Genomic DNA, 13,273 nt, shown 5'->3' with positions numbered 1-13,273 from the left:
ATCAACCACCGAGCAATACCCCGTCACACCGGCGCCTGGGATGCTGGAAAGCCCGTGATGTCGGCGAGCGCCGGGTAGCCAGACACCGCAAACGAAGCCAGCCGCCCGCCCATGACGGCGCCCTCCACGCTTCCCACATTGAGGCCGGTGTAGATCCAATCCCCCGCAATGGTGAGGTTGGCAAAACCGCAGCCCCAGGCCTTCAGGCGCGCCTTGGTGCTGCCCGGCGGCGACGTCACATAACTCTCGGTCGGGTCGATGTTGGCGCGCCAGAACTGCTGGTTGAAGCGCTGTACGCCCTCCCCCGGCCGGGCCGGATCGGTGCGCAGCAGGCTGAAGTCCAGCCCCATGGGATCACCTGGCGGGTTGATGACATTGGTGGTGGACTTGGGCAACAAAGGGCCCATGCTGGCCTGCAGATATTGCACACACTGCGCCTGCACCCGGGCATGGGCACGCGCGGGGTAAGCGGTGTCAGTAAACGGTGGCGGGGGCTCGTACTCAGCCATGGCGCCACTGAAGTACCAGAGCGACTTGGGTGCTGAGTCCTGCGGCCAGTCTTCCCACTGCAGCAGGTGGGTGAAGTCCACCTGGCCGTCCAGCGGATTGAGGTAGGTAGCTCCAATTACCGTGTCGGTCGGGTTCTGGAACGGGATGTCCCAGCCCAGCTCGGTGGTGCTGCGGTTCATCCACAGCTGCATCGTCTGGGTCTGCACCGTGGTCACCTTGTCCACCATGGTGCGCCACTGCGGGCTGGCGTCCAGCAGCTCGCGGCACAGGTAGGGCACAGCGCCAATCGAGATGGCAAATACCAGTTGGTCAAAGTCTTCCCCCGCGCGCAGTGTGCGGTGCGCCACCGGCCGCCAGCCGCTCCAGTACGACTCCAAGTCCACCCGCCCGTCGCGCAGTGCATCGCCCTGCTCCAGCTGCTCGTGACGTGGCTGGCCCGGCCAGGCCGGCAGGCCCTTGACCGAGATGAGCGGCTCATAGGGACGATGTTTGTCTTTCAGTGTGGCTTGCACGGCGAAGTGCACGGCGTCCACCTGCGACTGGTCCGCACTAAGCTTGAGCGATTCGACTTTGTGGAAGAACTCGAACTTCACGCCGCGCTTGCGCAGCACCTCGTACAGTGGCGCAACCACGGTTTCGCCGGTGCCCGCCTCAAATATCCAGGCGAACGCGCCGGCATAGGCAAAGCTGCGCAGCGTCCAGTGCAGGTAGCAGCCCGCGCCCATCAGCGCGGTGCGGGCGGTGTCGCCTTTGGGGTACTGGTAAGACAGGTTCACCGTGTTGAGTGCCATGGGGCTGGACGCCACCATGACCGAGGCGCCATGGCGCACCAACCAGTCGCTGAAGTTTTCTTCGTCCAGCGGGTCAAAACCTTTGGTGGCCACTTCATCCGCAATACAGCCGCGCACGATGGCCAGCAGGAACTCGGCCACGATCAGCAGGCGGCGCAATTCGGTGTTGTCTTTCACCAAGTTCTCCGCGGCATCGCGCACCCAGTTCCAGGCCGCATCCAGCGCCTTCCAAAGCACCGATTCCACGCCGTGCAACACAACCGACTCGGATTTCAAGATGGCCACCACACCCTTGACCAACGTGCGCCCCAACGCCCACTGGGCCGACTTCACCAGCCCCAGATCCGCATAGGCGTGCGCATGGTGGTCCAGCAAAGCGTCGAGCACGTCGGCGGTAGCAGCAATCCAGTGCTCCACCGTCTGCAACTTGGCCATGGAGGCCGGGTCGCCGGGCACCAGTGCATTGCGTGGCGAGGTGAAGGGCCAGCGGGTCATCTTGCCGTCGATGTATTCCCACATCAGCACAAAACTCTCGGGCTTGAAGGCCTCTTCAAAAGTGGCCAGCGGCTGGTCAGGCGTGCGGCCCAAGGCTTCGTAGCAACGGCGCATCACTGGCAAGGCGTTGTAGTAGCTGCCCAGAAAGCCGTGGATACCATGCTCCTCGATGCGCATGTGCTCGCCGCGCGCAGTAGCGCACTTGCCGCCCAGGCGCCAGCCCATTTGGTAGAGCGTGATGTCCAGCGATTGCTCCCAGCCGGGCTGGCTGGTCAGCTCAAACGCGGTGGTGAGTGCGGAGATGCCGCCACCCAAAATGGCCACTTTGCGGGGCTGGGTGGGCGAAGATGCGGAAGTGGCGTCTGGGAAGGCAGTGGGCACGGCGGGCTTTCAGAACAGAGCAGCAGCACAGCGCCGCCACAAAGCCTGAAAGTTTACGCGTGCCACCCCGCATCCCGCAGTGCGCCGAGAAACTTTTCCCGGTGCTCGGCCTTTACAAAGGGGTGGCCAAACATGAGCGACTGCAGGTTGTAGCCCCGCCCGCTCAGCGCCTTGGTCAGGCTGTCTTGGGCAGACGCCATGTCCCCCACTGCCGACAGGCAGGCCGCCATCAGCAGGTGGTTGAAATACCAGTCGGCGCGCTTGGCCGTAGCCTCGCGGGCGTAGCGCACCGCGTCGGCATAGCGGCCTTCAATAAAGCAGGCGAGCGCACGGCTGCGGATCCACAAGCTCAGATGCGGGTCGTGCGGGCTCGCGTCAATGGCCTGCAGGATGAACTCCTCAGCCTCCTCGGTACGGCCTGAAAACACCAGCAAACGGCCCAACTCCCCGGCAGCGGCAGATGCCTGCGGGTACAGGGCTAGCGCACACTCCAGCTCGGCAATGGCCGCCTCCATCTGGCCCGCACACGACAGGGCCGTGCCCAAGGTGAAGTGGGCAAAAGCATCACGCTCGTCATTGCGCACGGCCACCAGCGCCAGGCGGTTGGCTTCAGCCACAGTCGCGCGCGGATCCTCGGCCCAAGCACCCCAGATTTTGGCCAGGTGGGTGAAGGCCATCAGCGACATGGTGGGCGAATCGTTGGGCTTGATCTCCAGCGCCCGTGTTAGCAGGGCCTGCGCCTGCACCACATGGTCGGGGGTGGTGCGCCAGAAATGCCAGCGTGCCCGCATCAGCAAGTCCCAGTGCTCCAGGCTCTGGTTGGGCACTTCGGCGGCCGCCCTCTCCTCGCTGTGCAGGTAGACCGGCTCAATGGCGCTGACAATGTGGGCCGAAATTTCGGCCTGAATGGCAAACATGTCGCTCAGGGGCCGGTCAAAGCGATCCGACCACAAAGTTTCGGACGTCGAAGTGTCCACAAGTTCAGCGGTCATCCGGATCATCGCGCCAGCCTTGCGTACCGTGCCCAGCACCAAATACCGTGCACCCAAGGCTTGTCCAATGGACAAACTGCTCTCGGCAGACTTGCGGTAAGCAAATGAAGAGTTGCGCGACACCACTAGCAACCAGGGGGAACGCGTCAGGTGGCTGATGATGTCCTCGGCCAGGCCATCCGAGAAATACTCTTGCTCTGGGTCGGCATTCAGGTCCACAAAGGGCAAAACTGCGATCGTCCTGCGGTAGGACTGCAAGTCTGAAACCCTGCGGGCACCGCCCGAGGCGGCCACTGAAGGGGCCACACTTTCGGCCATGCGCATGGTGAAACGGTAACCGCGCCCCGGCACGGTGGCAATGGCATCAGCACCCAATATACGGCGCAGGCTCGAGACGTGTACCTGCAGGTTGTTTTCTTCCACCACCAAGCCGGGCCACACAGCGTCAAACAGTTGTTTTTTGCTGACCAGTTCACCCGCATGGTCCACCAGCACGCACAACACGTCAAACGCCCGGGCGCCCACCATGACCGGTTGGCCATCCCGCAACAAGCGTCGTTCATGCCGCTGCAGCGCACAAGCCCCAAAAACGCTGACGCCGGAATCGGTTTTGGTTTCAGAGGTTGTTGGAGGCAAGGAGGTCTTTCTTTGCAGTCCTGAAGACTGCTTTGCGAATGTGAATTCAGGAATTTTAAGGACTCATTGAGGACTTTTGGGGAGCAAGCTCGCAAACTAAGGACAGGTCGTTGAAAGAAAAGAACACTCCATGCAAAAAACTGTCTTGACTGCGATGCAGAACCCCAAATCCTTCGAGCCGCGCCCCTCCCAAGGCGTGCAATGGCAGCAAACCGTTGTCATGCGTAATGCCCAAAACCAGGAAGAAGCTTTCAGTATCGGTCCGGACGGTCTCGTATGGAGTTTTATCGCCGACGGTGGCGACAGCCGCTTTGATGGCGGTGGTCAACGCTTGGAAAACCTGGGGCTGGAAGCCGACTTTCTGACCGTAGGCCGCAATGCGGCAGGAGCGCTGGTGGTGATTGCGGCCAAGGGCCTGCACACCCAGTACCGCACCGAAACGCCGCCAGGAACCGGGCTCGACGCTGGCCGAGACGGTCTGCGCAAACGCTGGTCGCCCGGCCCAATCCATCCACTTACCCGCACATTGCAGGGCGCAACCGGCGTACGGCGCCTTTACACCCAGTCCGACTTCAGCGGCATGCGCATTGCCATGATTGTGGACACCGAACAGCCTGGCGTTGGCGCCAGCTATGTGATGGCCTGCTCGCAGTGGCACGAAACCGGCCCAGGCCCGTTTATTCTGCTGCCGCCCTTGAGCGCGCCCAGCTGCGGGGCAAACCAGCCAAAGCGGCCGCAGGCCACAGCGGTCAAGCGACCTGTTTCGGGTGGCACATTCTGCTTAAAAAAGCCAGCTCTAGCCCTCGCAGAATACTGCGTCAACAGCTATCATTTCAGAAGTAGACTTCAAGCGCCTCTGTCGGGCCAGACCCGCCAGCACGGCAGGTACGATGCTGCCGGTGCAAGGGGCACACAGCATGTAAAGGACTTTGGCCACATATGCGCTGCCGACCCGCACAGCGACCGGCTCCGTCCCGCAACGGAACAAACCCCAAAGACATATACAAGCCCGTCGCCGCGGCAGTGCCCTCGGTCACGGTGAGCTGCACCAGCCGGGTGTCGCTGCGGCTACGTCAACACCTCGTCGAGCGTTGCCGAAATCAGCGTGAAAATTCCCAGCCCCAAGCTGCGGTCGCCGGGCATCCACATACATACCAAACAGGGTGGCCTTATGGCGGGCCTTTTCGCGAGGCTCAAACGACAGACCGCCCAAGCCCACCAGTGCGCCCGCCTCCCACAGCGCCAAACACCACTGCTTTGGCGTCGTCGCCAGGCGCCATGCCGGTTTTCCCACCAACTGAGCGGAAAAACCCGTGCGCTCAGTGGCACTGGTCGGTGAAAGCGTCCGGGTGCAAGCAGCACCTGGGACTTGCAGGATCAAGCCACGGTACGCCGCCGCATCCGTTGGGGTCAGGCGGGTGCATGCGCATGGCCTTCATCGTTGCAACGCAGTTTGCTCAAGCGCCAGCCTGTGTCAGTGCGGCCAATGTACCGCGGGTGCTGATCAGTTCAGGCTCCAACACCACCTCAATCACGGTGCCGTTGGGCCGCGCCAGTGCAGCCAGCAGTTCTGCCTCAAAGTCCGCACTCTTGCGGATGGTGACGCCCGCGTAGCCATAGGCGCGCGCCAGCGCCGCAAAGTCGGGGTTGTTGAGCGCTGTGCCCGCCACACGCTGCGGGTATTCGCGCTCCTGGTGCATGCGGATGGTGCCGTACATGCCGTTGTTGAGCAGCAGGATGATGCTCTTGGCACCATGCTGCACGGCGGTAGCCAGCTCCTGGCCGTTCATCAAAAAGTCGCCATCACCGGCAATGGTGAAGGCGACACGACCCTCGCCGGCTTGACCGGCGATTCCCTTGCTGGTGATGGCCGCCGCAATGCCCGCCGGCACGCCGTAGCCCATGGCGCCGTTGGTGGGCGCCAGCTGGGTCTTGTGGCCGTGCACCAGCCCGGTGTAGCGGTAGAAGCGGTGCAGCCAGCTGGCAAAGTTGCCAGCACCATTGGTCAGCACTGCATCGGCCGGCAAGTGCTTTTGCAGCGTGGCAATCACGCTGGGCATGTCCACCAGGCCGTTCTCGTTGTCCGCCGGCAAGTCCTTGATGGTGCTGGGCACCAGGTTGGCTTCGTAGTCGGCGTGGCAACCTGCGGTCCAGGCGTCCCAAGGCAGGTTCACCGGCGCAGTCAGCACTTCCAGCGAGCGGGCTGCGGCGCGCATGCTGGCATGGATGGCCAGGTCGGCTTGGTACACGCGGTTCAGCTCTTCGGCATCACTGTGGATATGCACCAGCGTCTGCGCGGCCTTGGGTGCCTGCAGCAGGGTGTAGCCGCCCGTGGTCATCTCGCCCAAGCGCGGGCCAATGGCGATGATCAAGTCGCTCTCGCGGATGCGCTTGGCCAGCGCGGGGTTGATGCCGATGCCCACGTCGCCCGCGTACTGTGGGTGGTGGTTGTCAAAGGTGTCCTGAAAGCGGAAGGCATTGCCCACCGGCAGGTGCCAGTTTTCAGCGAACCGCTGCAAGGCCTGCGCAGCCTGCGGCGTCCAGCCACCGCCACCCGCAATGACAAAGGGGCGCTCTGCTTTTAATAGCAGCTGGCGCAGATCCCGCAGGGCACCGGGGTCGCTCCAGGCCTCCACCGGCTCCACGCGCGGCAACGGTTGGGGCAGTCGCCCGCGTGCATCGGGCACCAGGGTTTGCGTCAGCATGTCTTCGGGCAGCACCAGCACCACGGGGCCAGGGCGGCCATTCATGGCGGTGGCAAAGGCGCGGGCTATGTACTCGGGAATGCGCGCCGCATCGTCAATGCGCTCCACCCGTTTGGCCATGCCCAGCGCGCTGGGGCCAAACATCACGCGGTAGTCCATCTCCTGAAACGCCTCGCGGTCCCGCTGGTCGCTGGCCACGTCGCCCACCAACAGAATCATGGGGGTGGAATCCTGAAACGCCGTGTGCACGCCAATGCTGGCGTTGGTGGCGCCCGGCCCTCGCGTCACAAAGCAGATGCCCGGACGCCCGGTCAGCTTGCCATGGGCCTCGGCCATGAAGGCGGCGCCGCCCTCTTGCCGGTTCACTACAAACTGAATCTGGTCGCGGTACAGATGGAAGCCATCCAGCACCGCCAAGTAGCTTTCGCCGGGCACGCCAAACGCGTGGGTCACGCCTTGTTCCACCAGGCACTGCACCAGCAAGTGGCCGGCGAGTTGAGGGGATGACTTTTCAGGGGAGGAATGGTGTGTCTGCATGTCCGCCATTGTGCCGCTGCAAGGCATGCGTTTTGCGCACGACCCTATGCCATTTCTGCCAAGGCCAGCCCGCCCTCCAGGTGCCACACCTGGCCGTGCCCGCGGGCGCGCAACAACGCAGCCGCCTGCTGGCTGCGGGCACCGCTGCGGCAAAACAGCACCAGTGGTCCGCTTGCCTGCGGCAGCTCCGCCAGACCGCTGCGGCGCAAGGTCTCCAGCGGCAAGTTCAGCGCCGGGGCTTGCAGGGTCAGGCTGTCGGGCCAGGGCAGCAGATTGTGGCCCGCTTGGTGCTCGGCCACATCGCGCACATCCACCAAACGGGCATCCGGGTATAGCTGGAAAAAGGCAGACAGCGCCGGGGCCGACACGGCACCCACTTCTGTCCCCAGCTGCGCAGCAGCGTCTGGGCACGCCTTGGCGCTGGCCCCATGGGGCGGTACCACCGGCACCAGGTCGGGCGACGCCACACGGTCCCCACAACCCGACGCGCGCAACACCTGCCCACACCGGGCGATACGAGCGCAGGCTTCGTCGATAAAGGCGTCATCCACCGTGGCGCCTATCGACAAGCGCACAGCCCCTTCGGTTTGCCACTCCGGCAAGCCCATGGCCTGCAGCACATAGCTGGGCTCGGCCTTGGCCGCGCTGCAGGCGCTTCCCGCGCTGATGCGCATGCCCGCGGCATCAAACACATTGAGCAGGGTTTTGCTGCTGATGCCGGGCACCGAAAAGTTGAGCGTAGTGGGCAGGCTGCCATCAAACGGCATGTTGAACACCACCCCCGGGAACGCCGCACGCAGCGCATCGGCCAAGCGCGCCCGGTCGCGGGCGAGTTGGGCATGGGAGCGAAACACCCCTGCCCCGCCCTGCGCCAACACGTCCAGCACCGCACCCAGCGCGGCAATGCCGGGCATGTTTTCAGTGCCGGCGCGGCTGCCGCCCTCTTGTCCACCACCGGCCATCAGCGCGGTGTAGGGGCTGCCAGCGCGCACATAGAGCATGCCAATGCCCTTGGGCGCATACAGCTTGTGGCCTGAGAACGGCGCGTAGTCGATGCGGGTGCCCGCAAGGTTCAGGTCCAGCTTGCCCAGCGCCTGTACACAGTCCACCAGCCACAGCGCGCAGGAGCCGCTGGCCTGCAGCGCGACTTCGATCCCTGCGATGTCAGACACCACACCGGTCTCGTTATTGGCGGCCATGGTGCACAGCAGCGTCGCGCCCGGCAGGTGTTGTGCCAAAAAGGCCATGTCGTGCAGGCCCTGGGTGTTGACCGGCACGGTGAGCACCGGCAAGTTCAGGCCCAGCAGGCGGTTCCAGTGCGCCACGGCCTGGGGCACGGCTTTGTGCTCGGTGGCACCCAACAGAATCGGGCCGTCCACCGGCTCGCCCGCATCGCGCCGCGCACGCACCGCGCACAGGGACGACAACACGGCAGTCTGTATGCCCTCGGTTGCGCCGCTCACAAACAGCAACTGCCCATCGCCCGTGCCCAGCACCCGCGCGGCTTGCGCCCGCACGCCGTCCAGCAGCGCCTTGGCGCGCAGGCCGGTGCTGTGGCTGCTGCTGGGGTTGCCAAACTGGCCCATCAGGGCCCGCAGGGCGGCGTCTCGCGCATCGGGCAGCACCGGTGTGGTGGCGTTGCAGTCCAGGTAAATCTCGTGGGCGGGTGCGTGCATGGCGGTTCTCACAAAGCTGGCAGGAATGCTCCAAATCTTAGTTTTGCAAGTGCCGAACATTCATTCTCCATTTACCTCAATATCGCTCATTTGTAGAATGAATATTCTCCAATTTAGCAAAACAACAGCATGAAAGAACTAGACCGCATGGACCGCGCCATCCTGGGGGCACTGCAGCAAGACGGCACGCTCTCGGCCGCTCAGCTGGGCGAGACAGTAGGCTTGTCGGCCACGCCCTGCTGGAAGCGGGTGAAGGCCATGGAGGAATCCGGCCTGATCGAGAAGCGCGTAGCCATCGTCAACCGCGCCCAGGCGGGCCTGCCGGTGACGGTGTTTGTGAGCCTGCGCACCAACCGGCACGACGAAGCCTGGCTGCGCAAGTTCGCCGCCTTGGTCTCCAGCATGCCGGAGGTGATGGAATTCCACCGCATGAGCGGCGATGTGGACTACTTGCTGAAGGTCGTAGCCGCCGACATTGCAGGCTACGACCGCGTCTACAAGCGCCTGATCCAGAACGCGCAACTGGCGGGGGTGTCTTCGGCGTTTTCGATGGAGGAGATCAAGAGCACTACGGTGCTACCTTTGTGATAGCGGCTTGCGCAATATCCACGGTGGCTAGGGGCGGATATTTCTAAAAATATTCTCAATTGCACCGGGAGGTGCCATCTCCCCCCGTTGCAGAAAGTCGGGGCAGTGAATCGCCCGTTTGGGGATGTTTGGTAGCTGGCAACGCATTTACACTGAACTCTGGACATTAAGCTAGGCATTACGCGTACCACCATGGCTCCCACCATCATTTACCCAAGTCGCAGTCGTGCGTTTCTGAACCTTCTTGGGTCCTTGACGCTATTAGCTGCTGGTTCATTGATGCTTTTGCTTCCGCTCAAAGAGATAGGAATCACAGGAAAAGTTATCGCTTTGTTGGGTGTTGCTTTTTTCGGTAAGACAGGGCTATTTGCACTAACCCGACTATTCTCAAATAAGCCAGCCGTGATCATCGATAGCGTCGGGATAACGGACAATGCGTCAGCTCTAGCGGCTGGATTCATTCCATGGTCAGACATAGTTAGTGCTGGAATTTTCACATTTCAAAAGCAAAAGTTTCTGGGCTTATCGCTTCGGAACCCAGAGGAATACCTGGCAAAAGTATCTGCATTCAAGCGAATACTGATGAAGACCAATTCGTCATGGGTTGGCTATTTGGTAACCATCCCACAGGTCACCTTATCAATGCCTGTCGAAGAATTGATTGCGCATGTACACCAGTACCAGCAGATGGATAGACAAATACCAAATGCCTAACACCAGACTCAAGTTGATTCGAACTGGGGTAGCACTCTCGGTTCGGGTCTGAAGTGGCCCAACGTAAGCTTCCGCATACCTCGCAACCCTCTGCGACTTCACCGAAGCACCACTATTTTTGTAGTTGCTTACGCAATATCTACAAGGGCTAGAGGCCAAATTCTCTAAAAGTCAGCCTACCGCAGTCGCCTGACCCCGCACATAACCCCCATCCCCGCACTGAAACACTCGGTCGGTGGTTAGCAAATCCCCCGGCGCATAGTTAGGCCCGCTGTTCAGGCGTTCATAAATGGGGTCAAAGTCGATGCGGGCCAAGGCCAGCAGGTCGTCCAAGCTGTCCAACACAAAGTAGCATTCCTGAAAATCGTCGATGCGGTAGTTGGTGCGCATCACGCGTTCCAGATCGAAACCGATGCGGTGCGGTGATGGGCTTTGCACCGAAAAAACACTCTCGGTGAATGAGGAAGCGATGCCCGCGCCGTAGATGCGCAAAGCATCTTCAACGCCAGCCTCAGCCTTCACCTTTTCCTTCACCAACCCGAACTCCACGGTGTACCAGTACACGCGCGCCAGTTCGGTGAGTTTGCCGATGCGCTGGGCGCGCAAACCCGCCTCTCCATAGAGCTGGATGAAGTCCGCCATGACCGGGTGCATGAGCATGGGAACGTGGCCGAACACGTCATGGAACACATCAGGCTCTTGCAGGTAGTCCAGCTGGTCGGCGCTGCGGATGAAGTTGCCACTGGGGAAGCGGCGGTTCGCCAGGTGGTCAAAAAACACTTCGTCGGGCACCAGGCCCGGCACGGCCACAACCTGCCAGCCGGTGCGGGGCTTTAGCACTTCATTCAGCGCAGCGAACTCGGGGATGGAGTCTGCACTGAGAGGCAGCGCACGCATGCCTTCTACAAACTCGCGGCAGGCCAGCTGGGGCAGCAGCGCGGTTTGGCGCTCGAATAGCGTCTTCCAGGTAGCGTGCTCATGCGCGGTGTAGTTTTTCCAGCCCTGGTCGATGGTCCAGTCGGTACGCGTGGGCGACAGGCCTGCGGCGAGGCCGTGTTTGGCAGCGGCGGGTTGGGCGTTCATGGCGACATCGCCTGAGGCCGGCCCGCAAACACCGCATCGATACAGCGCGCCAGATCCAGATCGCGCTGCGAGAGGCCCTGCGCATCGTGCGTAGTGAGCGTGATATCGACGCGGTTGTAGACGTTGAACCACTCGGGGTGGTGGTTGCGCTTCTCGGCCATCACCGCCACCTGGGCCATAAAGCCAAAGGCCTGCGCAAAGTCGGCAAACACCAGGGTGCGCGTCATCAGGCCCCCGCGCTCTGCGCTGAAGTGCCAGTGGCTCCACTCGGGCTGCAGGGTGTTGAAGGTATTGGGGTCAATGCGTTGCACGGTTACCTCCTTCACAGAGCACGCGCGGCCAGCACGGTGCCACGGCAGTCACCAAAACCGATGCGGCGCGCGCCCGCGAGTTCGCAGCTGCCGCGCAGGATTACGGTGTCGCCGTCTTGCAGGAAGGTGCGCGTCTCGCCGTTGGGCAGGGTGATGGGCTGCTTGCCGCCCTGGCTCAGCTCCAACAGCGAGCCGCCCTGCTCCGGCTTGGGGCCAGACAAGGTGCCGGTGCCCAGCACATCGCCACCGCGCAGGTTGCAACCGTTCACCGTGTGGTGGGTCAGCAGCTGCGCCAGCGTCCAGTAGGCGTCGCGCAGGTTCGATTGCGACAGGCGCACACCCGCGCTGCCCGCCTCGCGCATGGCGACGGTTTGCAGCCAGACTTCCAGCTGCACGTCGATAGCGCCTGCGCTGCGGTTGTGGGCGGAGTCCAGATAGGCCAGGGGCTGCGGGTCGGCCGCAGGCCGCTCAAACGCGGCGCGGAACGGCGCCAGCGCCTCCATGGTCACCAGCCAGGGCGACACGGTGGTGGCAAAGTTTTTGGCCAGAAACGGGCCCAGCGGCTGGTACTCCCAGGCCTGCACATCGCGTGCGCTCCAGTCGTTGAGCAGCGTGATGCCGAAGATGTTCTCCTCCGCCTCTGCTATGGAAACAGGAGCGCCCAGCGCATTGCCCGTGCCGACCCAGGCCGCCATTTCCAATTCATAGTCCAGCCGCGCGGTGGGGCCAAAGTCGGGCACGCTGGCGCCGGGCTTGAGCGTTTGCCCACGCGGGCGGTGGAACTGCTGGCCGCTGGCACCAATGCTGCTGGCCCGGCCGTGGTAACCAATGGGCACCCACTGGTAGTTGGGCAGCAGCGGGTTGTCGGGGCGAAACAGCTTGCCCACCGTGGTGGCGTGGTGAATGCCGGTGTAAAAGTCGGTGTAGTCGCCCACCGCGCAGGGCAGGCCCAGCTCCACCTCGGTCTGGCGCAAGAGCGCATCGGCCCACACCTTCTGCAGGGCAGAACCTTCACGCAGCCCTTCCCAAATGGCCAGGCGCAGCGCGCGGCGCTGGGCTACGGGCATGGCCATCAGGCGCTGCATGTCGTTGTGGTCGATCAGGCCCGTGGCGTGCAGGTTGAGCACGCGGTCGCCAATGGCCACGCCAATCTGCCAGGGTTCCAGCGGGTTGTGGCGGAAGCGGCCAAACGGCAGGTTCTGGATAGGGAAGTCGGTGCCCGGCGCGTTGGCGCTCTCCACCCAGCTCTGCGTGGCGGGGTCGTGCGTGGCGTTCAGCATCGTCAGCGCAGCGCTCATGCCTTGGCTCCCAGCTCTTTGGCGTGCAGAAAGGCGGCATGCTTGGGCGCGCGCTTGGTCACGCTCCACTCTTCCAGCATGGCCCATTTCACGGCGTCGGCCTGGGCGATCTTGGCGGTCTCTTCCGGGTCCGGGCAGGCCAGTTCCAGGCGGTGGCCGTTGGGGTCGAAGAAGTAGATGCTGTGGAACATGCCGTGGTCGGTCACGCCCAGCACATCCACGCCCTGCGCCTCCAGGTGCGCCTTGAACTCCAGCAGCTCGGCCCGGTCCTTCACGCGGAAGGCAATGTGTTGCACCCACTCAGGCGTGTTCGGGTCGCGGCCCATTTCGGGCTGCGTGGGCAGCTCAAAGAAGGCCAGCACATTGCCCATGCCCGCGTCCATGAAGATGTGCATGTACGGGTCGGGTGCCTTGGTGCTGGGCACCACGTCTTCGGCAATGGCCAGCACAAAGTCCATGTTCAGCATCTTCTGGTACCAGAGCACGGTTTCTTTGGCGTCTTTGCAGCGGTAGGCCACGTGGTGGATGCGGTCGATTTTCATGGTGTTGTCTCCTC

General features: G+C 62.9%; 11 protein-coding genes. 3 read left to right on the top strand and 8 right to left on the bottom strand.

The features are described 5' to 3' along the window. Positions 1-23: 23 nt before the first annotated feature. Together U5O12_RS01240 and U5O12_RS01235 are read right to left on the bottom strand one after the other, a co-directional pair. The gene (locus U5O12_RS01240) at positions 24-2,177 is read right to left on the bottom strand and encodes an NAD(P)-binding protein (RefSeq protein WP_322576880.1); all 2,154 of its coding nucleotides are present in this window, start codon (positions 2,175-2,177) and stop codon (positions 24-26) included. A gap of 53 nt (positions 2,178-2,230) precedes the next feature. After that, on the bottom strand, positions 2,231-3,805 hold the full coding sequence (locus tag U5O12_RS01235) for a winged helix-turn-helix domain-containing protein (RefSeq protein WP_322576879.1): 1,575 nt from the start codon (positions 3,803-3,805) through the stop codon (positions 2,231-2,233). Positions 3,806-3,935: 130 nt separating this feature from the next. Between U5O12_RS01235 and U5O12_RS01230 the strand changes: the two genes are divergently transcribed. Next, complete coding sequence (locus tag U5O12_RS01230; protein WP_322576878.1) at positions 3,936-4,847, top strand: hypothetical protein; 912 nt, start codon at positions 3,936-3,938, stop codon at positions 4,845-4,847. A 415-nt stretch (positions 4,848-5,262) separates the two neighbouring features. Here the strand turns inward: U5O12_RS01230 and U5O12_RS01225 are convergent, their stop codons facing one another. Both U5O12_RS01225 and U5O12_RS01220 read right to left on the bottom strand, forming a co-directional pair. Next, the gene (locus U5O12_RS01225; RefSeq protein ID WP_322576877.1) at positions 5,263-7,047 is read right to left on the bottom strand and encodes a thiamine pyrophosphate-binding protein; all 1,785 of its coding nucleotides are present in this window, start codon (positions 7,045-7,047) and stop codon (positions 5,263-5,265) included. 44 nt (positions 7,048-7,091) lie between these two features. Continuing rightward, positions 7,092-8,723 (bottom strand): aminotransferase class V-fold PLP-dependent enzyme, encoded by a 1,632-nt coding sequence (locus tag U5O12_RS01220; protein ID WP_322576876.1) that lies wholly within the window; start codon positions 8,721-8,723, stop codon positions 7,092-7,094. A gap of 129 nt (positions 8,724-8,852) precedes the next feature. Here U5O12_RS01220 and U5O12_RS01215 point away from each other — a divergent pair, with 129 nt between their 5' ends. After that, entirely contained in the window at positions 8,853-9,311 is a 459-nt protein-coding gene (locus tag U5O12_RS01215; RefSeq protein ID WP_322576875.1) for an Lrp/AsnC family transcriptional regulator, read from the top strand. Between the two features lie 192 nt (positions 9,312-9,503). Further along, positions 9,504-10,025, top strand: coding sequence for an STM3941 family protein (locus U5O12_RS01210; protein ID WP_322576874.1), 522 nt, complete (start codon positions 9,504-9,506; stop codon positions 10,023-10,025). Between the two features lie 171 nt (positions 10,026-10,196). On the opposite strand, the gene phhA is transcribed toward U5O12_RS01210, so the two are convergent. The 4 genes from phhA to U5O12_RS01190 are packed head-to-tail and all read right to left on the bottom strand — an operon-like array spanning position 10,197 to position 13,259. Continuing rightward, the gene (phhA, locus tag U5O12_RS01205) at positions 10,197-11,108 is read right to left on the bottom strand and encodes a phenylalanine 4-monooxygenase (protein ID WP_322576873.1); all 912 of its coding nucleotides are present in this window, start codon (positions 11,106-11,108) and stop codon (positions 10,197-10,199) included. After that, positions 11,105-11,419: a 4a-hydroxytetrahydrobiopterin dehydratase gene (locus tag U5O12_RS01200; protein WP_416221414.1), complete on the bottom strand. Its 315-nt coding sequence runs from the start codon at positions 11,417-11,419 to the stop codon at positions 11,105-11,107. Before U5O12_RS01200 ends, phhA begins: the two co-directional genes overlap by 4 nt. A gap of 11 nt (positions 11,420-11,430) precedes the next feature. After that, complete coding sequence (gene fahA, locus U5O12_RS01195) at positions 11,431-12,717, bottom strand: fumarylacetoacetase (RefSeq protein WP_322576872.1); 1,287 nt, start codon at positions 12,715-12,717, stop codon at positions 11,431-11,433. Beyond that, entirely contained in the window at positions 12,714-13,259 is a 546-nt protein-coding gene (locus tag U5O12_RS01190; RefSeq protein ID WP_322576871.1) for a VOC family protein, read from the bottom strand. Before U5O12_RS01190 ends, fahA begins: the two co-directional genes overlap by 4 nt. Between the last annotated feature and the right edge of the window lie 14 nt (positions 13,260-13,273).

It is taken from the genome of Rhodoferax sp. (assembly GCF_034519335.1).
GTDB lineage: Bacteria > Pseudomonadota > Gammaproteobacteria > Burkholderiales > Burkholderiaceae_C > Allorhodoferax.
Note: the sequence above shows the minus strand (reverse complement) of the source record. Positions and strands in the feature narration are given on the sequence as shown.